The 22309-nt window shown below is 43.9% G+C and carries 20 protein-coding genes and 1 pseudogene; 2 read left to right on the plus strand and 19 right to left on the minus strand.

Annotation, left to right across the window (positions count from 1 at the left end; translation table 11 throughout):
• Nucleotides 1-6: 6 nt before the first annotated feature.
• The 6 genes from mnmE to dnaN are packed head-to-tail and all read right to left on the minus strand — an operon-like array spanning nucleotide 7 to nucleotide 9106.
• Nucleotides 7-1329 (minus strand): tRNA uridine-5-carboxymethylaminomethyl(34) synthesis GTPase MnmE, encoded by a 1323-nt coding sequence (mnmE, locus tag LRY47_RS08205; RefSeq protein WP_295224114.1) that lies wholly within the window; start codon nucleotides 1327-1329, stop codon nucleotides 7-9.
• A 4-nt stretch (nucleotides 1330-1333) separates the two neighbouring features.
• Nucleotides 1334-2179 carry a bifunctional methylenetetrahydrofolate dehydrogenase/methenyltetrahydrofolate cyclohydrolase FolD gene (folD, locus tag LRY47_RS08210; RefSeq protein WP_295224116.1) on the minus strand — a complete coding sequence of 282 codons (846 nt, stop codon included), beginning with the start codon at nucleotides 2177-2179 and terminating at the stop codon, nucleotides 1334-1336.
• Nucleotides 2112-4601, minus strand: a complete 2490-nt coding sequence (gyrA, locus tag LRY47_RS08215; protein WP_295224118.1) for a DNA gyrase subunit A — start codon at nucleotides 4599-4601, stop codon at nucleotides 2112-2114. Before gyrA ends, folD begins: the two co-directional genes overlap by 68 nt.
• Before the next feature lie 8 nt (nucleotides 4602-4609).
• Entirely contained in the window at nucleotides 4610-6988 is a 2379-nt protein-coding gene (gene gyrB, locus LRY47_RS08220; protein ID WP_295224120.1) for a DNA topoisomerase (ATP-hydrolyzing) subunit B, read from the minus strand.
• Entirely contained in the window at nucleotides 6969-8000 is a 1032-nt protein-coding gene (locus tag LRY47_RS08225; protein ID WP_295224122.1) for an AAA family ATPase, read from the minus strand. The genes gyrB and LRY47_RS08225 overlap by 20 nt, the downstream gene beginning before the upstream one ends.
• Nucleotides 8000-9106 (minus strand): DNA polymerase III subunit beta, encoded by a 1107-nt coding sequence (gene dnaN / locus LRY47_RS08230; protein ID WP_295224124.1) that lies wholly within the window; start codon nucleotides 9104-9106, stop codon nucleotides 8000-8002. Before dnaN ends, LRY47_RS08225 begins: the two co-directional genes overlap by 1 nt.
• 267 nt (nucleotides 9107-9373) lie before the next feature.
• Between dnaN and hfq the strand changes: the two genes are divergently transcribed.
• Nucleotides 9374-9898 carry an RNA chaperone Hfq gene (hfq, locus tag LRY47_RS08235; protein WP_295224127.1) on the plus strand — a complete coding sequence of 175 codons (525 nt, stop codon included), beginning with the start codon at nucleotides 9374-9376 and terminating at the stop codon, nucleotides 9896-9898.
• Entirely contained in the window at nucleotides 9898-10263 is a 366-nt protein-coding gene (locus tag LRY47_RS08240; protein ID WP_295224129.1) for a response regulator, read from the plus strand. The genes hfq and LRY47_RS08240 overlap by 1 nt, the downstream gene beginning before the upstream one ends.
• Here the strand turns inward: LRY47_RS08240 and LRY47_RS08245 are convergent.
• From LRY47_RS08245 to LRY47_RS08300, 13 genes and pseudogenes are all read right to left on the minus strand, one after another.
• Nucleotides 10253-11818: a hypothetical protein gene (locus tag LRY47_RS08245; RefSeq protein ID WP_295224131.1), complete on the minus strand. Its 1566-nt coding sequence runs from the start codon at nucleotides 11816-11818 to the stop codon at nucleotides 10253-10255. The two genes, LRY47_RS08240 and LRY47_RS08245, sit on opposite strands and share 11 nt — an antisense overlap.
• Nucleotides 11819-11837: 19 nt before the next feature.
• Nucleotides 11838-11990, minus strand: a pseudogene (locus LRY47_RS14170) (hypothetical protein); the annotation flags it as partial.
• A 53-nt stretch (nucleotides 11991-12043) separates the two neighbouring features.
• Nucleotides 12044-13210 carry a mechanosensitive ion channel domain-containing protein gene (locus LRY47_RS08250; RefSeq protein ID WP_295224133.1) on the minus strand — a complete coding sequence of 389 codons (1167 nt, stop codon included), beginning with the start codon at nucleotides 13208-13210 and terminating at the stop codon, nucleotides 12044-12046.
• On the minus strand, nucleotides 13210-14676 hold the full coding sequence (locus LRY47_RS08255) for a hypothetical protein (protein WP_295224136.1): 1467 nt from the start codon (nucleotides 14674-14676) through the stop codon (nucleotides 13210-13212). The genes LRY47_RS08250 and LRY47_RS08255 overlap by 1 nt, the downstream gene beginning before the upstream one ends.
• Nucleotide 14677: 1 nt before the next feature.
• Entirely contained in the window at nucleotides 14678-15169 is a 492-nt protein-coding gene (locus LRY47_RS08260) for a hypothetical protein (RefSeq protein ID WP_295224138.1), read from the minus strand.
• Nucleotides 15162-15941, minus strand: coding sequence for a hypothetical protein (locus LRY47_RS08265; protein ID WP_295224141.1), 780 nt, complete (start codon nucleotides 15939-15941; stop codon nucleotides 15162-15164). The genes LRY47_RS08260 and LRY47_RS08265 overlap by 8 nt, the downstream gene beginning before the upstream one ends.
• A gap of 2 nt (nucleotides 15942-15943) precedes the next feature.
• On the minus strand, nucleotides 15944-16177 hold the full coding sequence (locus LRY47_RS08270) for a hypothetical protein (RefSeq protein ID WP_295224143.1): 234 nt from the start codon (nucleotides 16175-16177) through the stop codon (nucleotides 15944-15946).
• Nucleotides 16178-16243: 66 nt separating this feature from the next.
• Nucleotides 16244-17077 (minus strand): protein-glutamate O-methyltransferase CheR, encoded by an 834-nt coding sequence (locus tag LRY47_RS08275; RefSeq protein ID WP_295224146.1) that lies wholly within the window; start codon nucleotides 17075-17077, stop codon nucleotides 16244-16246.
• Nucleotides 17074-18492: a HEAT repeat domain-containing protein gene (locus LRY47_RS08280; RefSeq protein ID WP_295224149.1), complete on the minus strand. Its 1419-nt coding sequence runs from the start codon at nucleotides 18490-18492 to the stop codon at nucleotides 17074-17076. Before LRY47_RS08280 ends, LRY47_RS08275 begins: the two co-directional genes overlap by 4 nt.
• 3 nt (nucleotides 18493-18495) lie before the next feature.
• Complete coding sequence (locus LRY47_RS08285; protein WP_295224150.1) at nucleotides 18496-18816, minus strand: STAS domain-containing protein; 321 nt, start codon at nucleotides 18814-18816, stop codon at nucleotides 18496-18498.
• 10 nt (nucleotides 18817-18826) lie between these two features.
• Entirely contained in the window at nucleotides 18827-20401 is a 1575-nt protein-coding gene (locus LRY47_RS08290; protein ID WP_295224153.1) for a SpoIIE family protein phosphatase, read from the minus strand.
• A gap of 116 nt (nucleotides 20402-20517) precedes the next feature.
• Nucleotides 20518-21501 carry a hypothetical protein gene (locus LRY47_RS08295; RefSeq protein WP_295224156.1) on the minus strand — a complete coding sequence of 328 codons (984 nt, stop codon included), beginning with the start codon at nucleotides 21499-21501 and terminating at the stop codon, nucleotides 20518-20520.
• Nucleotides 21488-22261, minus strand: coding sequence for an OmpA family protein (locus tag LRY47_RS08300; protein ID WP_295224157.1), 774 nt, complete (start codon nucleotides 22259-22261; stop codon nucleotides 21488-21490). The genes LRY47_RS08295 and LRY47_RS08300 overlap by 14 nt, the downstream gene beginning before the upstream one ends.
• Nucleotides 22262-22309: the final 48 nt, after the last annotated feature.

A 22309-nucleotide genomic window follows, 5' to 3' on the forward strand; every position in this document is an offset into this window, starting at 1 on the left:
TCCACATTATTTTCCAATACAAAAGTTATTGAAGATATTAGTAAGAATATCCTCAGTGTATGAAAGTCCCGTTATCTCCGAAAGGAGACGCAGGGAACTATTAAGTTCATATTCAAAGATGTCAAAATCTATTTCCGACTCATCGGACAACTTTTCAACTGTTTCAAGTATCTTTATGAAATATCCGCGCTGTCTTGCTGTAACCATCACAGCCTTACCGAATCTGTCAGCATCTGTAATACTGACGACTTCGCCGCACTTTTTCAGAAGCTCAGACATACCTGAACCATCCTTAACAGACACCAGACAATCATATTTTATATCATTAAGCAGGAGAGGGCGGTCAGATTTATTAACAACAACCAGCCTTTTAAGCTCTTTTGTGCTCTCCAGAACGTTTTTGTCCTCTTCATCCAGAGGTGTTGAGCCATCAAGCAGTACTAAAACAAGGTCAGCATCTTTTATAACTTCGCCTGTACGCTCGATACCTGCCTTTTCAACAGCATCGGATGTAATGCGAAGCCCTGCTGTATCCACAAGACTGACAGGAACACCGTTCAGCACAAAATTTGATTCAATATAATCCCTTGTAGTTCCTGCAACATCAGACACTATAGCCCGTTCCTCTTTTAAAAGGAAATTCATCAGAGATGATTTGCCTGTATTGGGCTTTCCTGCAATTGCTATACGATATCCGTCACGCATTATCCTGTGGCTGTCATAAGACGCGAGAATAGCAGACAGTTCGGCTTTAAGCAGCTCAAGGTTTTCAAAGACTATCCTGGCGTGCGCGTCTTCGATGTCCTCTTCCGGAAAATCTATATGAGCTTCAATAATGGTCAGCGCATTGATAAACAGGTCTTTTATATACTCTATTTCTTTGCGCAGACTACCTTTAAGCTGTTCGTAGGAATAATCTATCCCTTGTAAAGTCTTTGAGGAGATCAGCTCTGCAACGGATTCTGCCTGTGTCAGATCCATTTTACCGTTCAGGAAGGCTCTTTTGGTGAACTCTCCCGGTTCGGCCGTAACAAAACCGAGCTTTTCAAAATCCTTAAAAGCTGATGAGACTATTATAGGATTGCCGTGAAAGGATATTTCAACCACATCCTCCCCGGTGTATGAATTTGGTGCTTTGAAATACACGGCAAGAACGTCATCCGACACACTGCCGCTGTATTTGAGGTTATAAACATTACGGGGCTGGATGTTCTTCACATCCGCCCCGTTTAAAAGTTCAAAGACCTCTACGGCTTTATCCCCCGAGATCCGCACGACTATTATCGCTGAAGATATCAGCGGACTTATCGCCGCATAAATGGTGTCCATATAATTAGAGTGTTGCCTCAAATGATTTCATAGTATTCGCAAGGAGCATTGCAATTGTCATGGGACCGACGCCGCCGGGAACGGGAGTGATGTAGCTTGCTTTTTTAGCTACTTCCTCATATGCAACGTCGCCTACGAGTTTGTCGTTCACTCTGTTTATGCCCACGTCGATAACAACCGCGCCCTCTTTAACAAAATCTGCTGTAACAAACTCGGGTTTACCGATGGCAGCGACAACAATGTCCGCCTGACGGCAGATTCCTGCTATATCTTTTGTTTTGGAGTGGCATATTGTCACTGTGCAGTTTGCTTTGATAAGCAGAGAAGCCATGGGCTTGCCCACGATGTTGCTTCTGCCTATAACAACAGCATTTTTTCCGCTTGTCTCGATGCCGTATTCCTCAAAGAACTTCATACATCCGTAAGGAGTACAGGGATAAAGAGTCTCCTCGCCGATGTTCATAAGTCCCACGTTAAAAGGATGGAATCCGTCCACGTCCTTTTCGGGTTTGATGGCATAAAGAACTTTATGTTCATCTATCTGCTTGGGCAGAGGGAGCTGGACAAGGATACCGTTAATTGTATCGTCGTTGTTGTACTCGTTAACAACTGCCAAAAGCTCTTCTGTCGTGGTTTCAGCCAGCATCCTGTTAACTATGGATTTGTAGCCTGCCTCTTCACACGCTTTGTTCTTCATTCTTACATAGACCTGACTTGCAGGGTCTTCACCAACGAGAACGACGGCAAGTCCGGGAACTCTGCCCGTTTTTGCCTTATGGCCGTCAACCTTCTGTTTCAGCTCCGCTCTCACCTTCGCTGCCAGTATCTTCCCGTCCATCGCTATTGCCATTGTCCTGTCCCTCCTTTACAACCGCAAAAGATATTATCTCGTTATCCTCTTCGATATCCATCAGTTTGACGCCCATTGTGTCGCGTCCCATAGTGGATATGCCTGAAACGTCTATTCTGATGGTCTTGCCTGATTTTGTTATCAGCATGACCTCGTCGCCGGGGCGAACCTGTTTCGCGCCGCATACAAAGCCTGTTTTTGAGCTTACTCTGCAAAGCTTGATTCCCTTTCCGCCTCTGGTCTGTACTCTGTATTCCTCGCGTTCAGTCAGTTTTCCGTATCCGCCGGCTGTTACAGACAGAATATAGGGATCGCCTGTCAGAATTTCCATAGAAACAACATAGTCTCTCATATCAAGTGTCATTCCTCTCACGCCTGTTGCGCTTCTGCCCATAGGGCGAACGTCCTGAGATGAGAACTGTATAGTTTTTCCGTCTCTGCTGGTGAAGATAACGTGATCTTCATCAGTAGTGATGTCTGCGGATATAATTTCATCGCCGTCACGCATTTTGATAGCTACGATTCCGCTTCTGCCGCTGGAGAATTCATCAAGGCTGGTCTTTTTCGCTACGCCGTCTTTGGTGGCGAAGAACAGGAACTTGCCTTCTATTTCAGTGGGTAGAGCAAGAACGCTTGCGATCTTTTCTTCTGCTTCAAGTGTCAGCAGGTTGGATATATGTCTTCCTTTGGCTTCTTTAAGAGCTTCGGGAAGGTTGTATACTTTCAGATAATGCACCTTACCTGTATTTGTAAAGAACATAAGGCGTGTGTGGTTGCTTGTTACGATGATCCTTTCAATGAAATCCTCGTCTTTGCTTCCGGCGCCTGTTTTGCCTTTACCGCCGCGTCTTTGTGACGTGAACGCACTGAGCAGAGTGGATTTGATATATCCCTGATGGGTCATCGTAACGACCTTTTCAGTATTGGGGATAAGGTCCTCATCTTCAAAATCCTGAACGTCTGCAGTGATTTCGGTACGTCTTTCATCGCCGTATTTAGATTTGACCTCGTCCAGCTCTGTTTTGATAAGAGACATCATGACATGTCTGTTACCAAGAATGCTTCTGTAATATTCTATATCTTTCAGAGTATTTTGATATTCTTCCTGAAGTTTTTCGATTTCAAGTCCGGTCAGTTTCTGCAGTCTCATCTCAAGAATTGACTGAGCCTGAATTTCGGAGAAACTGAATCTTTCACACAGATTGCGTTTCGCGTCCGGTGTGTCTTTAGAAGACTTGATTGTCTTGATAACTTCGTCGATGTTCTCAACTGCCTTTATCAGACCTTCCAAGATGTGCAGTCTGTCTTCCGCTTTTCTGAGCAGAAATTTTGTTCTGCGGGTAACGACTGTAACCCTGTGAGAGATGAACTCCTGAAGGATACGGACAAGAGAAAGCGTATGGGGCTTACCGTCAACCAGAGCAACCATGTTGAAACCGAAAGAGGTCTGCATCTGAGTGAATTTATAGAGCCTGTTAAGAACCACGTCTGCGTTTTCGCCCTTACGCAGTTCGATAACAACCCTGATACCGTCTTTATCCGATTCGTCACGCAGGTCTGTGATACCTGTTATCTTTTTATCATGAACAAGTTCAGCTATTTTTTCGATCATAGCCGCCTTATTGACCTGATAAGGAATCTCGCGGACGATTATCACAGGTTTACCTGTTTTGGTCTCTTCAATAACAACTCTTGAGCGGATGGTTATTGACCCGCGACCTGTTCTGTATGCGTTGAGGATGTCCTTTTTCCCCATGATAAGACCATAGGTAGGGAAGTCAGGACCTTTAACGATATTAAGGATATCCTCTTCGGTATATCCTTCATTATCAATCATATAGTCAAGAGCAGTGATAACCTCTGTGAGGTTGTGCGGGGGGATGTTAGTAGCCATACCGACCGCAATACCGCTGGTACCGTTTATAAGGAGTGTGGGGACGCGTGTGGGCAGAACTGCGGGTTCGTCCAGTGAACCGTCATAGTTCGGCGTAAAATCCACCGTGTCTTTATCAAGGTCGGAGAGAAGTTCATCAGATATCTTTGAAAGCCTGACCTCTGTATATCTCATTGCCGCTGCGCTGTCGCCATCGACAGAACCGAAGTTACCCTGACCGTCGACCAGAGGGTATCTCAGCGAGAAATCCTGTGCCATACGCACGAGAGTGTCATAAACGGCGCTGTCACCGTGTGGGTGATACTTACCGATAACGTCACCGACGATACGGGCGGATTTTTTGTAAGGCTTGTTGTATTCAACGCCCATTTCGCTCATAGAATAGAGCACGCGGCGGTGAACAGGTTTCAGACCGTCGCGCACGTCCGGAAGCGCACGTCCCACGATAACGCTCATGGCGTAGTCGAGGTAGCTGTTCTTTACGGATTCTTCAACGGTTATTCCGACAATTCTTTTTTTATCTTCCATTAATACACCTAGACATCCAGATTTCTAACGTTAAGAGCGTTGTTCTCAATGAACTCGCGTCTCGGAGCCACAACATCGCCCATCAGCAGAGTGAAAAGCTCGCTGGCAACTTCCGCATCCTCGATGCGCACCTGATAAAGAGTGCGTCTTTCAGGGTCAACTGTAGTTTCCCAGAGCTGTTCGGGGTTCATTTCACCAAGACCTTTATAACGCTGAACGTTGAGACCTTTTTTGCCCCTTGCTTCGATGAAGCCTACAAACTCGGTCAGCGTTTCAAAGTTCATTATCTCTTCGCCGACTTTTATCTTGTAAGGAGCGTCGCCGATCTCTTTAAGGAAAGTACCGAGTCTGCGCAGTTCCCTGAATTCAGGAGTTGAAAGCAGATCGGTGTTTATAGCCAGAGTTTTTGAATTTGATTCGAGCGTGATGTTGTATCTGCCGAACTCAGAGTTAAAGCCTATGTCAGTCTTAATATAATTCTTAAGTGAACCGTTGCTTTCAAAAGCTGCATAAAGTTCCTTAACAAACGATTCATCCTCAAGTTTCAGATAGTCCAGAGAATCATATATCGCCATGGACTTAACGAGTTTTCTGGAGAATCCCTTTTTCTCATATTTAGTAACCATACGGTTTATTTTAATGAGATTTATAAGAAGCTCTTTGTACCTGTTGCGGTTAACTCCGTGTATCTCGACATCATCGAGACCGACGTCAAGGAGATAGTCCTCCATTTCGTCTTCGTTCTGTATGTATCTTTCAGATTTACCCTTTTTGACTTTATAAAGAGGGGGCGCAGCAAGATAGAGATATCCGCGTTCGATTACCATACGCATATAACGGAAGAAGAAGGTCATAAGCAGAGTTGAAATATGCGCACCATCGACATCCGCATCGGTCATGATTATGATCTTGTGATAACGCAGTTTCTCGATATTAAAATCCTTATCGCCTATGCTTGTTCCAAGTGCAGTGATAAGAGTACGGATTTCGTTACTGGAAAGCAGTTTATCAAAACGAGCCTTCTCAACGTTAAGGATCTTACCCTTAAGGGGCAGGATAGCCTGTGTGCGTCTGTCGCGGCACTGTTTCGCAGAACCACCCGCAGAGTCCCCTTCCACTATGAAGAGTTCTGAGTTTGCAGGATCCTTTTCCTGACAGTCGGCAAGCTTGCCGGGGAGGGTGGATATCTCCAGAACGTTCTTACGTCTTGTAAGTTCTTTCGCTTTTCTCGCCGCCTCTCTGGCTCTGTATGCCTGAAGAGCTTTATCGAGTATCTTTTTGACGATTGTGGGGTTCTCTTCAAAGAAATCCTGAAGGAATTTGCTCATTACAGATTCCACAGCGTTTCTCGCAGAGCTTGAACCGAGCTTAGTTTTTGTCTGACCCTCAAAAACAGGTTCGTTCAGACGAATTGAGATGATAGCCGACATACCCTCGCGGATATCGTCACCTGTCAGAGTGAGCTTCTCTTTAATGAGATTATATTTGTTGACAAAGTTGTTGAAAACTTTTGTATAAGCTGCCTTAAAGCCCGCCTCATGGGTACCTCCCTCCTCTGTGTGGATATTGTTGACATAGGAGTAGAGTGTTTCGACATAGCTGTCGTTGTAAAGTATCGCAAACTCAACCTGAATCCTGTCTTCCGTCATTTCACAGTAATAGATAGGTTCGTCAAGAATGAGCGATTTTGTTTTATTCAGAAACTTGATATAGCTTACTATACCGCCTTCTGCGTGGTAATCGTCAGCATGATCGAAACGTTCATCGCTTATTTTTATACGCAGACCACTGTTAAGGAAAGCAAGCTCACGCATACGTCTTGAAAGTGTTTCATAAGAAAATTCAAGTGTTTCAAATATCTGAGCATCAGGTTTAAAGGTTATCTTTGTTCCGTTCTTATCCGTATCACCTACGCGTTTAAACTCAGTAACAGGTTTACCGCGTTCATATCTCTGAAAATAAACTCCGCCTTCTCTGCGGACTGTAACTTCGAGAAATTCGCTGAGAGCGTTCACAACTGAAACGCCGACGCCGTGGAGACCGCCTGATGCGAAATATGAACCGCTGTCAAACTTACCGCCAGCGTGGAGAACGGTCATAACAACTTCGACTGTGGGTTTGCCGGCAGTGGGGTGCATGCCGACGGGAATACCTCTACCGTCGTCTTCGACAGTAACAGAACCGTCTATATGGATAATTACGTTGATGTTGCTGCAGTATCCGGCTGAGGCTTCATCAATAGAGTTATCCACAACCTCGTAAACAAGGTGGTGCAGACCTCTTGAGCCAACAGAACCGATGTACATACCCGGGCGCTGGCGTACTGCCTCAAGCCCTTCGAGCACTCGGATACTGTCTTCACTGTAATTATTGGGAGTGTTCGTCATTTTTCACCTGTATCCTTATTGAATGTAAGTCAGAAAAGTAGTGATTTTTGACCCCTGTAACAAAAATCTGAGAACTGGACGAAAACATCTCAAACACTTTCCTGATGCGGTTTTCATCAAGTCCCGCTTCAAAGTCGTCCAGAAAGGTTATTATACCATTTCTGCCATTTTGTTCAAGCACTTTAAGCCCTGCGGCAAGGGTCAGAAGCACAAAGGTTTTCTTTTGACCGAATGATGAAAACCTGTCGTAAATACGTCCTTCGGAGATGCAGTAGAGTTTATCCCTAGATGCCCCGTAAACCACACGTCTGTCAGTTATTTCCTTTGCAAGTATGTCTGTTCTGAAAGTATTAGTACGCAAATCCAGCAAAAAACCGTCATTGTCTTTCAGAAGGGAATAAAATCCCCTGAGAAGCTCATTAATCTGTCCGACGGCACATTGCCTGGCTCCTGTCACTTTTTTTGAAACTGAGACGATTTTTTCGTTCAGAGCGTCAAGATATGTTATGTCATGATGCTCTTTTTTCAATTCTGCGATTTTCATAGAGTTCAGGTGCTTAATTTCAGTCAATCTGTCAAAATGAGCTATATCAAGCTGAAACGCTATCCTGTCAATGAATTTACGTCTGTCGCTCTGATCATCAGACACTATCTGACGGAATTCAGGCGAATAACAGATAACCGGATGATTCAGGAGATAGAGTGTCTTATTGGAGATTTTGCCGTTTTCATCTTTCAGATCAGCTTTAGTGTCGTAATGATATCTGAAAGTTTTCTCGTGTCCTTCGTCATCGCATTTAGCGGAAATGTCGCAGAATGACATATTGAAGCTTATTGCTCTGTTGACTGACTGGGGACGGAAGCTTTTTAGATTGAATAAAACATAAAGGGCTTCAAGGACAGAGGTTTTACCGCTGCCGTTGTCGCCCTGAATGTAATTATATTTCTGAAAGTCGTATACGGAGTCAATGTGGTTTCTGAAATTAACAAGTCTGACCCGTTTGGTGTACATCAGAACCTGTTGATTGAGATTGGAACCACAAGATATTTATATTCACCGCTGTCAGGAAGAATGATGGCAGGGTTTCTGTCCGCAATCATTTTCAGAACAAAATAGTCAGTGTCTATGTTATTTATCATTTCAACCATGTGTTTTGAGTTGAAAATAATATCTATCGGGTTACCTGTGTATTCGTAATCTTCAATAGTTTCGTTACCGGCACCATATTCTGTTTCAAGGCTGTAAAGCGTAAGGCTTTCATCTTTGAAGGAAAGAACGACGCCGTGTGTCACTTCGCTGGTGATGGCAGAAACGCGTTTTATGACATCAAGAAATTCGGAGCGTTTAAGCCTTGCCACGAGTGGGAAATCGTTAGAGAACAGTTTAGTGATACTTTTGATATATTTCTCTATGAGTTTTGAATATATCTGAATTGTACCGATTTTAAATATTATCTGCTTTCTGTCTGTATCAATCTCAACATATTCATCGTGTTCAAGAATTTTGATGAGTTCCACAACGGTCTTTCTGGGAATATTTATTATGAATTCATTTGCGTATTCATCGTCAAAAGTAATGCTGCTAGTGGCTATACGCTGGAAGTCAGCGGCTGATACTTCAAGTTTGTTTCCGTAAACTGCAAGATGCGCTCCTGTATATTCGATTTTAGATGCATCTGTTGAAATACAAAAACTTGTTTTCTTTATGAGGTCTAGGAGTAGATTGCTTTTAATTTTAAGGCTGTATTCAGGTGTTATCTCCGCCATTGTAGGAAAGATTTCGTGGCTTATGGTGGAGAGTTTAAAATTGGATCTTCCGGCACTGATATTTATTTTTGATCCGTCGAAAAAGAAATCTATAACAGAGCCGTCAGGAATTTCTTTTACGATGTCCAGAAGCTTCTTGCCGGATACTGTAGCTATGCCTGTTGTTTCGACGCTGACGTCGAGTTTGCCGGAGAATCCAACCTGCATATCAGTTGCCCGCAGTGTAACTCCGTCCGCTTCTGCTTCTATGTATATGTTTTGCAGAATAGTATTGAGGTTTTTAGGGCTCGTAAAGTTGTTCGCATATTGGATGAAAGGATATATTTCATCTTTAACCGCCTTAAAACGCATACACATTCCTCTTATTCTTATATTTTTTAATAATAGTCGTAGTAATAATAAGCTATTTGGAAATTGTTGACAAGCGATTTACGCTAAATTTGTCAAGGATTTTTGCTTGTACAGAAATGTTGAAAACCTGACAGTGACTTTCAACCTGATAAACACAAAAAAATGTATTACAATTTTCATAAATAAACAATGTGGATTAAATTAAAACTTGTAAACACAGATAAACAATTTATAATCTGCTAAGATACAACAAAGGGGAGAGTTTTCATGGATAATTCCGCTTCGGGCGCGTCGTTTCATGCGCAGATAGAGTTTGTGTTTATGCACAACGCCAGAACGCGCAAGATACCGCTCATGTTTATAATGAAGAACAAGGAAAGATTCAGAGGCAGAGTGATGGATTTCGATCCGTACCATATCCTTCTGGACGATGCTGAAATTAAAATACTGCTTTCAAAAAATGATATTGCAACAGTTGCTGCTGCAAAGACAGTTGTGGATATCGACTTTATCTCAAAAATATATTACAGCGCGCATCAGGGCAGACACCCGAAACATACACGTCCGCCGATGCAGGATATCTTTCTGAATGAAGTTCGTAAGTCGCGTTCACCAATAGTCAGTTTCCTCATAAACGGGGTTAAGATACGCGGAAGTCTCATCGGTTTCGATAACTATACTCTGCTGACCTCTTTCGAGGGGCGTCAGCAGCTTGTCTATAAAAACACTATATCAACCATATACCCCATCTATCAGACAGGGGAAATTATTAAATATGACGGCGAGAGATAATGGATAACCTGAAGATACTTGTTGTTGACGACGAAGAACACACACGCCTCGGATATGCCGAGATACTGAAAATGGGCGGCTATGAAGTTGATATGGCTGTTGATGGTCTGGATGGACTGTTTAAGGCTGAAAAAGGCTCTTATGACCTGATTGTTACCGACCTGCGTATGCCGAAGCTTAACGGACTGGAATTCATGGAAAAAATGCAGGAAAGAAATATCGTTGCGAAAGTAATAGTTATAACCGCATTCGGCTCATACAAATCATTTAAGGATTCCGAAAATCTTGGAGCTTGCATATACCTGAACAAACCAGTGCGCGCTGCCGACCTGGACGGAGCCATAAGCGAGCTTTTCAGGAAATAATTTTCTGCTCACACTCTTTTTGCATATCAATAAACGCGGCATCCTCGTCAAGGTTTATAACCTCATGGGTGCCGAATCTTTTTGAGAAATAAACCTCGATATCCTTTTCCTGAAAGAACTGAACCGCATATATTGACGGATCGCCTGAGAATGTTTTAAGCCGTTTTTCGTACTTCTTAGGCACTGCGGACAGAGCAAGCAGATCCTCCGCAAGGGTCATGCTGTCCGTGAGGGTATAAAAAACAATGTTGTCGATGGTGTTAAAACGTTTTTCCGCATAGCTGATCACAGTCCTTATGAACAGACGGAATCTGTTAAGGCAGTTCAGCGCGTTCTGGTCAATGTAAAGGTCACATCCCTGTTTTCTGTAAATATTGAATCGTTTAAGCCCGTCATGTTTTCCAAGCTTCACAGTTATCTCAAGGGGCATGAGATCCATAACGTCCGCGCGCTCGCGAAGCTGAAGTCTTCTGTCTGTCAGACCGGCTTTCATAAATATTACAGCAGTGTGGAAAAATACTGTAAAAGATATTGAATCCGGCTGGTGAAAGTTATCTTTGATGGTTGTTTCAAGCAGATCGTCGCTAAGACCTATCACAGGGTTTTTACCATTAAACTCGCTGAGCGAGAGAAGCCCGTCATAACCGGTGTTTGAAGACTCAAGCTCAAAAAGATTACCTTCATCAAGGAAATAAGCCTTTTCCATAGAATCAAGCGGAATGAGCAGACGTTTGCCGGGTGTCTGATTTACAAAGCGCATGAAGCGCACCATATCTCTGTGGTTCTGCATAGGCTGTAAGACTTCTATAAGGAAAGAGCCAATGTGGATAGATGTGTAAATCACCAGATTAAACATCTCCTTGCCCTCAAAATAACAGTCGTCCAGCATGATTATAACGCGTTCTATGTCTTTGATATTTATGTTGTTATAGATGAAATCCGAAACAAACTGCTTTTCAAGCAGTGTCTCAAGGCGCTCTGCGGTTTTAATCGTTCCCTTGGAAGCTATGTTTCCTATACCCGCGCTGTAGTGATAATACTGAATTCCATCGGGAAGCTGGATAAGCAGCAGTCCGTCGTTGGAATATGAGTCATCCTGAACCATGTTCCCGTTTATGTGAGAAACTATTTTTATGGTCTCTTCCTGCTGTTTTGCGGGTTCTTCCTGGATATTTTCATCAACAGGGGGAGTGAAAGCAAATGTTTCATGTGAAACATGTTCTTCAAGCGGCTCGTCTTCCAGACTTTCGTCAACGATAAGCTCCGGTTCATAGTTTTCCGGAACCTTTACAGGTTCATTAACAGAGGTTTCGCTTTGATTTATAAACATTTCGGTGTTAAGAAATGGCTTGAATTCATTCTCTTCAATCTCACCGGATTTTTTTACAATCTTCATACTTATTATGCCGGGGTTAACGTTTTCGCGTTTTGTAGGCTCCTGTGTGTCCACTTTGATATCGGATTTGACTGAATACTGGCATGCCAGACGGATACCGGAATCCAAGCTTGTTTCGGCAAGAACAAGTCGTTCTTTTTTTAGTGGGTTTATTGACATCGGAACCGGTTATCTTGACCTTACATTTTCCGCACTGGCTGCTGCCGTCGCAGAGCATCTTTTCAATAAGATCATGCTCCCGCAGAACTTTGTAGAGGTTTGAACCGTGTTTAACCTCAAGAACTATGTTTTTATTTACTATGGTCACTTTGTATTTGCTGGTAAAAAACATATAAACCCCCGGATTAATACACTAAATCGGAAAAAAAGCGAAGACCTGAACAGTTAAAGCTGAATTTTATCAGAAATATGCTGATATATCCTCAGATTAAACTCAGGAGTGATCGCTGTCAGGTGATCAAAAATGTCCGCCTGCACGTCCTCATAGAATCCCCAGTCAGTATCACATACGAAAGCGTAAATTTCAATGGGGAGTCCGTCGGGAGAGGGCGGCATCTGGCGAACCAGCAGTGTCATACCTTTATGGATGTTTTTGTTATGTTCAAGGTAGCTTTTTATATATGCTCTGAAAGTCCCGATGTTGGTGAGTCTTCGTTTGTTGATATCTGTTCCGGTGGGGTCGATATCTTCATTAAGCTTTGAATCAAGATAGTCTTTTATAAGAGAGAAGCTTTTAAGCTTTTCAATGTCTCTAGGAGTAAGAAACCTGATGCTGGACTGGTCTATAGTGATAGTTCTCTTTATCCTTCTTCCGCCCGACTCCTGCATTCCGCGCCAGTTTTTAAAAGAGCTTTCAATGAGTTTGCTGGTGGGTACCGTTACGATTGTTTTGTCAAAGTTTTCAACCTTAATTGTATAAAGTGCAATATCCTGAACAACGCCGTCAACGCCGAAGGCAGGCATCTCTATCCAGTCACCTTTGTGTACGAGGTCATTGAACATGATTTGTACACCTGCGATAAACGACATGATGGTGTCTTTGAATATCAGCATTAACAGGGCGGTCATGGCACCCAGTCCGCTGAGTATGCCCAGAGGTGATTTGCCTATGACCATGCAGACGGAGATTATAACTCCGAGGAATCCCACCGCAACCTGTATCATTTGGATATAGCCTTTTATGGGTCTGCGGGCAGAAACCTCGAAAGTGTTGTAAATGTTTATTATGACAGTCAGCAGTCTGACTATGAAGATCGTTATATTAACTGCAATGTATGCAGAGATTATCTGTGTAACGTGCTTCGGCAGGCTGATTATGTCCGATGAATAGATGAACACAAGCGCCGGAGCGATGAAGGCAAGCTGTGAGAAGATGTTGGATTCTATGAGCATGTCGTCATAGTTGTTCTCTGTTTTTTCAAAATACTTGTGGATGTACCTTACAATGACTTTTTTGACGATAAAGTAGCTGAGGATAGCAACGAAAATCACTGCAACATACTCGGAGGATTCCAGAAAGAAATCCATCACTCTCTTTAAATACGGATTCATTAAATTATCACCTCAAAATTTCCCAGATCTGCAGTCAATTCCCTTGCCGGGTTCATGACCTGAAGATCCTGCTTATTAAATTTTAACCAGCGCACTGTTCCGTTATCAAGTTTTATATCGTCCATGTATTCGGAGATATCCTTTTCAGTCTTTATGGAAACGGTGTAGCTGTTCTGTACCTGTTTGATCACGATAAGGGTTTCACCAAGCTCTGTAAAACTGGTGGAAACATAAACCGTGTTAGAGCCGTCAGCACCTTTTTTAATCTTACAAAGGGTATCGCCGACATTTTCATCTTTTGTCTTGAGAAAAGACATAACACCGTCTGCGATTACAAGGTTAGTTATCTGCATCTTTGTGATGCCGTCTTTTGCCTGATTGTCTCCTGTGAGAAGAGCACGGAATTTTTCGTCCCCCCCCACGTCCTGATCGTTAAGCAGCTTGTTTTCAAAGGTGAGCCCACTGTTTTTAAGCGCATCCTTAAGGGTTTGATGTGTCATATCCTCCATGCTGACGCGGGTGAACTTTCCGAACGCCTGCATGAATTTTTCAATATCAAAGCCGGAAACCTGCTGTTTGACATACTGAGGATTGAGATTTTCCACAGGAAGCTTTGCAAAGGTCAGAAGGACAGAATCGTTCTGAATCTTTGCCTCTGCTATCAGCGTTTTAAAAAGCTGTGGATCAAGCTTAACCTCGAAAAGCGTGTCCTTCACACTGATGAGGGTTTTGCCGTTGTCCAGCATTTTTACAACGTGAACCTCCATAGGTTCGCCGTCTGCAACGGGTATGGAGTTCGGAGGAAGTTTTATAGCAGTTGTAGTGTTATTTTCAATAATTGCCGTTGCAATGCGTATTGCAGGTTGTATTGCAGTCTGCTTTTGCCCGTCACCCTGGGGGATGACGGTTTCGGCTTTCTGAGGGAGAACCCGAACGTCTTTAACTATTGCAGTACCTATCTGGTGCCTTGTTTCCTGCCGGAGTTGAGTTGACTGCTGTGCAGTTTGCTGTGAAGCAGCCTGTTGTTGTGGTGCAGTCTGCTGCGGGATTGTCTTTGTTTGGGGCAGATCAGTCAGCTCCGGTTTTATGGTCGTTTGCGTCTGTTGTGAAGCTGTGGTGTTCTGTTGTGGCTGGTTCTGTGTCTGTACCGGCTGTTTGGTGAAAGTATTCTGTTGTTGGTCAGATGGCTGTGTAAAAGTTGTAGCCGCTTTTTCAAGCAGGGGAGGGAAGAATTTAAACTGAGTGGTTCCGTTTGCGCCTTTTGTGGCAACTGCCTGAAAGTTTTTGGAAGACGGTTCAAAGTCGAGTTCAGCTGACACGGTTCTGCCTTTCACCGCCAGAAGATATCCCCCGGAGCGAAGGCGTTTCAGCACCTCAACTTTTGTTTCCTCTCCTTCTTGAAGAGTGACCTCCTGCCCCTGTGCATCCTGTGCGGTGACCGGAACAGTCTGTTTTGTTATTTCCATATCAGCTTATATCCAGTTTTCTGACTATCTGTACCTCTGTTGTGGATATGCCGAGCCTTGATGCGATCTCAGTATCCTGCAGACCGGAGCGGATAAGCTCTGCGATCTTGTCCCGCATTGTAAGGGGTTCCTGAGAGTATTGAGGTTCCGATAATGCCGCCTGTCTCTGCTGCATTGCGAAATACTGTTTCAGGACAGCTTTCTCTTCCGGCGCCTTTATGGACTCAAGCCTCTTTAATTTATCTTCGGCAAGAGTTGAGATATCTTCAAGAAGTTCTTCTTTTTTGGCTATGGCATCTTCAAGTTTGTCTGCAATGCGCTCCGATTCTATGACAAGTTCCCGCAGTTCCTCCATGAAAGGGTAGAGATCCTTCGGGCTGACGTCCGCCAGACATTTCTGAATGTTATGTATCTTGGTGAAAGCTATAAGCAGCATGATGAACATAACGCATATAAGGAAGAATGCGAGGCTGATAAGCGTAGTTTCAGACATTTGCCCTGATCCTTTTAAGTTTTTCCCTCTCTTTCTCAAAGACGAAATGTACCATTCCGTCTCTTGATATCTCGTCCAGATGCACAAATTCCGATATCACTATTACGCCTTGCGGGGCTTTAATAACCTCTTTTGCTTTGCAAAGGGCAGCAAAGATAAAGTTTGAAGTATATTTCGGAGTGGATTGGATGAAAAAATAGTCGCCTGCTGAAGCGCTGTCGGAAGTGAAATACAGTCCTCCGCCGCTCAAGGCGAGCAGTTTACATTCTTTCAGTCCGTCGATGCTGCCGTCCATCTTGTGTGCCAGAAGCTCGTCAAGCTTTCCGTCTATTTGAAGCAGAAGCCTGAAGAGGAACTGGTTCGTGAGGGTCTCATCGGAAAGAATATTTTTTATCTGTGTGGTGAGGCTGTTTCGGAACCGCCTGTTGATGTTGTCGGTCTTCTGTTTGAAATCGGCTATCTCCGATTCCTGCACATGGCGGAACTCAACTGTTTCATAGGTGTCAATGATGTGAAACTGTTCGGTTTCATCTTTTTGCACACCGGAAACAGGCGAAAGGGTGAGTTTTCCGTTATCATAGCTTTTAAACGTGCATACCGCCGAATGCTGTATGTCGTTTTCATACCACTCAAAGCGCATATAGAGCGCATTTTGGGCGTCTTCCCCGCTAAATCCGGTGGGGATCAACACGAAAGATGCCGGATTTTCACTCCGGCATTGAATAACCTGAACTTTGTCAGAAGAAATAACAATCAATTTACATATCTGCATTATCACGCTTCCAGATCAATTATGTGTCCCGTGTCCTTCACAAGTCTTCTTGCGACCTGTTTCTGGCGCTCACGGTTCTTTTTCTGCTCCTGTTCCTGTTTTTGTCTCTCTTCATCGCCGATGGTCTTGCCTTCGGGTTTGTCCGCCTGATTAACGGATTCAGCTTTGTGCTTAAATTCGTTCTGCTGTTCGTGGGTCACAGCCATAGCCTTGTTGTCAGCGTTTCTCTGCTGCACGTCCTGAATCTTTTCAGCAACAAGTGTGTGTTGAACCTCAATGGGACCTATCCCATGGCGTTACCCTCAGATCTTTCTATAAATTATACCACCTCCGAAGTTTTCCATCCTGAACGCTTCCGAAATCTTATTAAGTGTTTCGGAATGTCCGAGATAAAGCGCTCCGGGCATACCGAGAGATTTATGGAACAGATCGATAACCTTCTGCTTTGCAGGGATATCGAAGTAAATAAGCACGTTTCTGCAAAAAATTATGTCGAGCCTTCCGACTTTTGCGCTCATCATGGGGTTGAGCAGGTTGCCCTGGAAGAACTTTACCTTGTTCATGATGTTCGCATCCAGCTTAAAAGCGAAACCGTCCTTTGAGAAATATTTATCCTGTATCATCGGCGGCACGCCTCTGAAGGATATTGTTCTGTAAAGACCTTTCTGCGCTATATCAAGAACTTCCGTGTTGATGTCCGTAGCCAGTATCTCAATATTTGCCTTAGCGAAAAGCCCAGCCTCGTTCAGAAGAATGGCAAGAGAATACGGCTCCTCACCGGATGAACAGGCGGCGGACCATATGCGTATGGATCTTTTGCCTGCGGCAAGCAGTTCCGGTATAGCGGTTTTTATCATGTGATCCATCTGCGCTCTTTCCCGCAGGAAATAGGTTTCGTTGATGGTCACCTGATTTAGCAGGATCTCCATTTCCTCCCGCTTTTTGGCATCGTATTTAAGGTAATAGATGTAATCCTTAAAGCTGTTGAAGTTGAGTTCCTGTAGCCTTTTGGACAGTCTGTTCTCAAGAAGATACTTCTTGCTGTCCGCAAACGAGATGGCGGCGTTCTTATAGATTATGTCTTTAAGTTCCACAAACTCGTCGTCTTTTATTTTAATGGTTGCAGCAGTTATCATATTTCTTCCAGTACAGCCTGTATCTTTTCTTTAACGTACTTGCTGTTATCCACGGCAAGTCTGGACATAAGCATATCCCTGAAGCCCTCCGGTCTTATCTGTTCCAGAATTTCAAGAGCCTTGTAACGCACAAGCCAGCTTGAATCATTTTCAAAAAGGTTCAAGGCAACCGCATTAATATTCTCTTTGTTATCGTGGAACAGTGAAGAAAGCACCTCTTTCCGGATGTCTTCGTTCCCGTTATCCAGGATGCTCATGTAAAAATCGCTGAAATCACCCGGTATTTTGCCGAGCGCCTCAACAATGGCGAGTTTAACGTTTTCATCAACTTTGTCGTAACTGCTCATGAGCCTGTCCGCTTCGGATGCAGAACATATCTCACCGCATGCTTTAACGGCGAAATAGCCGACCCATGCGTCGTTGTCAGTTATACGCGACATTATATCCTCAAGCTTGTCCTTTGCCTTGATTTTTGCAAGTCCGCTTGCCGAAGCCTCGCGTATCTTGATGGATTTGCTGTCCAGTCCTTTGATAAGGATGTCAGATACCCCGCTCCTGTTGAAAGAGGATATGGCCCGTATCAGCACAGCTTTAACGTCGTCCTCTTTCTCGTTGTCCAGAGCGCCTTTGAGCAGTTCAAAACAGTTGTCGTCGTTTATAAGGGTCAGCGCCTGAATTGCGGCAGTGCGGATTATTTTGCTCTGGCTTGTGAGAAGTTTTCCGAGCCTTGCCGCGTCTGAATCGTCGCTGAGCAGAGCAATGGACGCTGCTGCTGCTTCCGCTACCTCTTCGTGACCTGTTTCAAGCACACCGTAAATTTTTTCTTTGCTGCCGGAATCTCCGAACCAGCCGAGAACAAGAACGGAAGCCTGCACTATAAGCGGTATCTCGCTGTCAAGCTCCTGTTTGATACGTTCTTCGGCACTGTAGTCATGCGCCTTTCCCATGGTAAGGATGGCATAGAACTTGAGTTCGGGTTCAGGCATCTCCAATATTTCAAGGAGTTTCGCGCGGAATTCGTCTGAGTATGATTCCGCTATAAAGTCTGAAACTCTGTCAGCATAATCAGGTTGAAAGAATTTTTCCACCAGCTCGCTTGATGTATATGATGAAAAATCCTCTTCGATATTGAAATATGATGTAAGATTCGCCATTTCCATGACCTGATAAATATTGTCGCAAACGTTTGTGACAATGAATTCGGCGCCAATTTTGGCGGAGTTCTTTTTCATGGCTATAAGAGCGGCAAGAGCCTTGCTCTGTATGTAATAGCAGTTTTTCAGGTCGAGGCTGATACGTTTAAGATCTTTAAGATTAACGATCCCGCGTGCCGCATCTTCAAGGTCTTTAAACGGGGCGTCCTGTTCCACCAATATCTTGAGGAAATCACCGTAACGGGTGAATTTATAAGACATATTTTACCCCAGTGCTTGAGATTGCGTATCGTAGATCTTGAAAACTTTGTCCAGTCCTGTGAAGGTGAACATTTCGCGGATGTCGGCAGACATCTCGCACAGTTTCAGTTCTTTTTTAAGTTTATTAACGCTTTTCAGCAGGTCGATTATCTCTCTGAGACCGGAGCTGTTCATATAAACAACGCCTTTAAAAGAGATTACGACAGACGAAGCAGAGTTATAAAGGTCAAGAATACTTTTTTTAAGCTCGCTTCCTGTCTGTGCGTTCACTTCGCCTTTAACAAAAACTACTTTTTTCCCGCCGTTGTCCTGTACGTCAAACATCTGGATCCTCCTAAAGTTTTTTAAAAGCCAGTATGGTGATATCATCTTCAAAGGGGTGTCCCTGTGTAAATGCTCTGACATCCTCCATGATATTCTCTATCAGCTCGCTTACAGGCAGAGACGAGAACATCATGATCTTGGAGATAAGCTGGTCGTACCCGTACTGCTCACGGCTGCGGTTCATAGCTTCGTTCAGACCGTCTGTGTACATGAACACTATATCGCCGCTGTCAAGGGTGAGCGTACCCTCTTCATATTCTACCATATCAAATGCTCCAAGGAACATTCCGTGGGCAGAAACTTTTTTAACCAGCATTTCGGACTTGTCATACAGCAGTAGGGGGTTGTGTCCCGCGCTTGCAAAATTGCAGACTCCCTTTGCAGAATCAAGAACAAGATAGAACATTGTGACAAAGTCGTTGGTGTGGATATTGTCGCAGAGTATCTCGTTCACCATGGCAACAGCCTCGGAGGAAGATATGATGTCGTAAGTGTAGGAACGCATTATGGCGCGTGTGATCGCCATGATAACGGATGCAGGTATGCCGTGACCGGAAACGTCCGCCACGCCTAGACCCCAGTAGCCGTTGCTCATTTCGATACAGTCGTAATAATCGCCGCCTGCATGTTCCGCAGGTGTGTAAAAGGCGCCGAAGTCATATCCGGGTATCTCCGGCAGCTTTTCGGGAAGCAGACTCGCCTGAATCTGTCCCACCTGCATAAGTTCTTCATCTATTATCTTATGGGCCGTTTTCAGCTTATCGTTCATTCGCAGAAGGTCTTCGTTCAGCAGTGCCATCTGGCGCTGTTTCTCCTGAAGTACGCTCTGCTGGGTCTTTATTTCATCGATGAGTTTAAGTTCTTTTGTCGTATCCCTTAATGACTCGACAATATATTTGTCAAAGTGGTTCATGGTTACAGTCAGTTTTTTCCCGTTTGCCTCGCGGAAGGAGCGTACGTTTTTCGGGTCGAGAAGGGGGCAGTCCTTGCACTGCTCTGTATAACCGTAGACCTCATAGCATTTAATTGCGTTCATGCTGACATGGAAGAGTCCGCATGTTTCCTGCAGGCTGGTGTTGGACATATTTATGGTCAGATCCGGATTAACAACCATAACGCCGTCATTGAGCGAGTTTATGGTCTTGAGTATAAAGCGGTGTTCCTTTTCAGTCTCCTTGCGTTTGAGGTTAAGGATAACGTTGGACGCTTTAAGCTCTTTGGAGTGACGGGTCAGCTTGTCTATGAGCTTTTTTGTGCTGGTGATGTCGGTAAGTATCTCTGCATACGTTCCCTCCTGCAGGGTTATAAACTTTGCAGAGAGCAGTTTGCGGAAACCTCTGTGCGTAATGGTATCGTGTTCGATATCAATCGGAATTTTGTTTTCGCGCAGTTTCTGGAGCTGGCACTCTTTGCAGGGTTCCATCTTATTGAAGAGAACCATATGGCATTTCTTGCCGATCATCTTTTCCGGCGGCTTCCCCGTGATGTTTTTCACCTGAGGGCTGCAATACTGTATCTGGTATTTGTCGTTAATGACAAATACCACTTCGCTGATGTAATTTAGTATCTCTTTTATGTATTCCATTTTGCCCTGTGGTGCGTCCTTTATGAGCTAAGTAATTTAAAATTATGTAATTTTAAATTATAATCCTTAAAAAATCAAACAAATTGCAAGAATAAAAGGATACCGGATTGGTATTTTTACTTTTTTAACATCATTATGCCGAAAAAAACCGCCATGAACACAATGATGCCTATTGAGGTATAAAGCAGTCTGTAGCTGAGGCTTTCTGCTTTATCCATCTGTTCCTTATAAAATTCTTCCAGCTTACCGTCAATTTCTTTAAGGACGTTCAGTTCCTTTTCTATCTTTTCCCGGCAGTTATTAAGTTCTTCTTCAGATTCCATCTCGACAAGAGCGCCGATATAGATTATCAGGCTCTCCTGAATATTATATATGGACTGTGCAAGATAGTCGAATCTATCAGTGAACTTATAAAACAGGGTCTTGCGCAGTTCCGGCAGAAGCTTAGTCTGAACCCGCTTAAATCTGTCTTTGAGTTCCGGACTCATGTTGTTAATATCGTCAACACGATCCACATCGTTAAGTATCTGGCGTGTCATGACAACATAATGGTCGCACATGTCCGAAAGGGTGCTTGTGTTCACAAAGACTTTTTTGCCCTTAGGCGGGTTCTGTTTCAGATAATTGCGGATTTGAAAAAAACCTGAAGCTATTTTAACCGTTTTACGTTTCTTAACAGGTTTAACGGTTATCCGTTTCATATCAAGCGCTTCCAGAGTTTCGATTATATCTGCCGGCGTAAATATGTAATGGTTTTTCCCGTCGAGAATATCGCGTGTGTCTTCGTCAAGATTCGAGTTTGTGAAAAAGAAGAGTTTTGTCAGCCCCTCTTCATTCATAGTACGCAGAACATCGGACGAAACATATCTGTCGATATCTTCGCCGTTTCTCGCTATTTCAATCCAGACCATGGCTGATTCTTCACTTTTGGATGAACGCCAGAGCTCGATTCTCCGCTTTCCTTCCTCGTCTTTAATACTTCTGTGGACTGTGAAGGTGAAGTCATGCATGACTTCCGTGACAAATTCATAAAACTTGTTGAGTTTTATGTTAAAGAAGTCCTGATATGTTATTTTCTGTTCGTCGTTATCTTCGCTCATATACCACTGCACGCCTGTTTAGCGGCTGTCCCTGCGGTCTGTTGGGTGCGACAGGGTATGCAGGTCCCATGCCCATCATTTTAATGGACGAGCCTGCCAGCCCGTTTGAAAGTATTTTTGATTTAACGAATGTCGCACGTTTGTTTGAAAGCTCTATGTTGTCTTTGTATTCGACATTAGGGATAACGCGTACATCATCCGTGTGTCCGATTATCACATATTTTTTATTTTTGCTGAGAGACTTAAGCATGCTTATGCTGTCCTGCGAAAGTTTTGTACTGAATTTTCCAAGATCGAAATAGACAATGCCTATCTCTTTAAGATCCTTGTCTCTTATGCCGTTAGAATCACATTCCTTACCGTTCTTTTCAAAAACGGCAACGACATATGTGTCCTTTTTAACGTTTTTAAGCGAATAGCTGTCTGAAACATCAACCTGTTCGCCATTGACAACAAGTTTGACAAGTGTCTGGCACGGACCGGGTTTGAGTTTGAAATCCACGTCAGCTCCGTCTTTTACGGCAAACTTGCCAATGGGCTGGATATCGCCTTCACCGAGTTTCGTGACGCTGATTTCATGATCTGAGGGAGAAGCGGGTGCAGTTGTCTGAGCCTCTGTTCCTCTGGAAGTATTTACATTCGGATTGTAAGGAGCACCTGGTTCCGACTGTTCGATAGATAATATCTGCCAGCCGTTAAGTGCCACGTTTTCACGAGCCTCCTCTTCATTCTCTGCCCAGACGCGCATCTGAGTTGTCATGTTTGAATCGGGGCGCGCAACTATAACGCGATAGAATTTGCGATCGTT

It is taken from the genome of Seleniivibrio sp., assembly GCF_021209385.1.
Classification (GTDB): domain Bacteria; phylum Chrysiogenota; class Deferribacteres; order Deferribacterales; family Geovibrionaceae; genus Seleniivibrio.

Coding starts and splice junctions, on each gene's coding strand:
- mnmE (WP_295224114.1), bottom strand. CDS start 1,329: ATGGACACCATTTATGCGGCGATAAGTCCGCTGATATCTTCAGCGATA.
- folD (WP_295224116.1), bottom strand. CDS start 2,179: ATGGCAATAGCGATGGACGGGAAGATACTGGCAGCGAAGGTGAGAGCG.
- gyrA (WP_295224118.1), bottom strand. CDS start 4,601: ATGGAAGATAAAAAAAGAATTGTCGGAATAACCGTTGAAGAATCCGTA.
- gyrB (WP_295224120.1), bottom strand. CDS start 6,988: ATGACGAACACTCCCAATAATTACAGTGAAGACAGTATCCGAGTGCTC.
- LRY47_RS08225 (WP_295224122.1), bottom strand. CDS start 8,000: ATGTACACCAAACGGGTCAGACTTGTTAATTTCAGAAACCACATTGAC.
- dnaN (WP_295224124.1), bottom strand. CDS start 9,106: ATGCGTTTTAAGGCGGTTAAAGATGAAATATATCCTTTCATCCAATAT.
- hfq (WP_295224127.1), top strand. CDS start 9,374: ATGGATAATTCCGCTTCGGGCGCGTCGTTTCATGCGCAGATAGAGTTT.
- LRY47_RS08240 (WP_295224129.1), top strand. CDS start 9,898: ATGGATAACCTGAAGATACTTGTTGTTGACGACGAAGAACACACACGC.
- LRY47_RS08245 (WP_295224131.1), bottom strand. CDS start 11,818: ATGTCAATAAACCCACTAAAAAAAGAACGACTTGTTCTTGCCGAAACA.
- LRY47_RS08250 (WP_295224133.1), bottom strand. CDS start 13,210: ATGAATCCGTATTTAAAGAGAGTGATGGATTTCTTTCTGGAATCCTCC.
- LRY47_RS08255 (WP_295224136.1), bottom strand. CDS start 14,676: ATGGAAATAACAAAACAGACTGTTCCGGTCACCGCACAGGATGCACAG.
- LRY47_RS08260 (WP_295224138.1), bottom strand. CDS start 15,169: ATGTCTGAAACTACGCTTATCAGCCTCGCATTCTTCCTTATATGCGTT.
- LRY47_RS08265 (WP_295224141.1), bottom strand. CDS start 15,941: ATGCAGATATGTAAATTGATTGTTATTTCTTCTGACAAAGTTCAGGTT.
- LRY47_RS08275 (WP_295224146.1), bottom strand. CDS start 17,077: ATGATAACTGCTGCAACCATTAAAATAAAAGACGACGAGTTTGTGGAA.
- LRY47_RS08280 (WP_295224149.1), bottom strand. CDS start 18,492: ATGTCTTATAAATTCACCCGTTACGGTGATTTCCTCAAGATATTGGTG.
- LRY47_RS08285 (WP_295224150.1), bottom strand. CDS start 18,816: ATGTTTGACGTACAGGACAACGGCGGGAAAAAAGTAGTTTTTGTTAAA.
- LRY47_RS08290 (WP_295224153.1), bottom strand. CDS start 20,401: ATGGAATACATAAAAGAGATACTAAATTACATCAGCGAAGTGGTATTT.
- LRY47_RS08295 (WP_295224156.1), bottom strand. CDS start 21,501: ATGAGCGAAGATAACGACGAACAGAAAATAACATATCAGGACTTCTTT.
- LRY47_RS08300 (WP_295224157.1), bottom strand. CDS start 22,261: ATGACAACTCAGATGCGCGTCTGGGCAGAGAATGAAGAGGAGGCTCGT.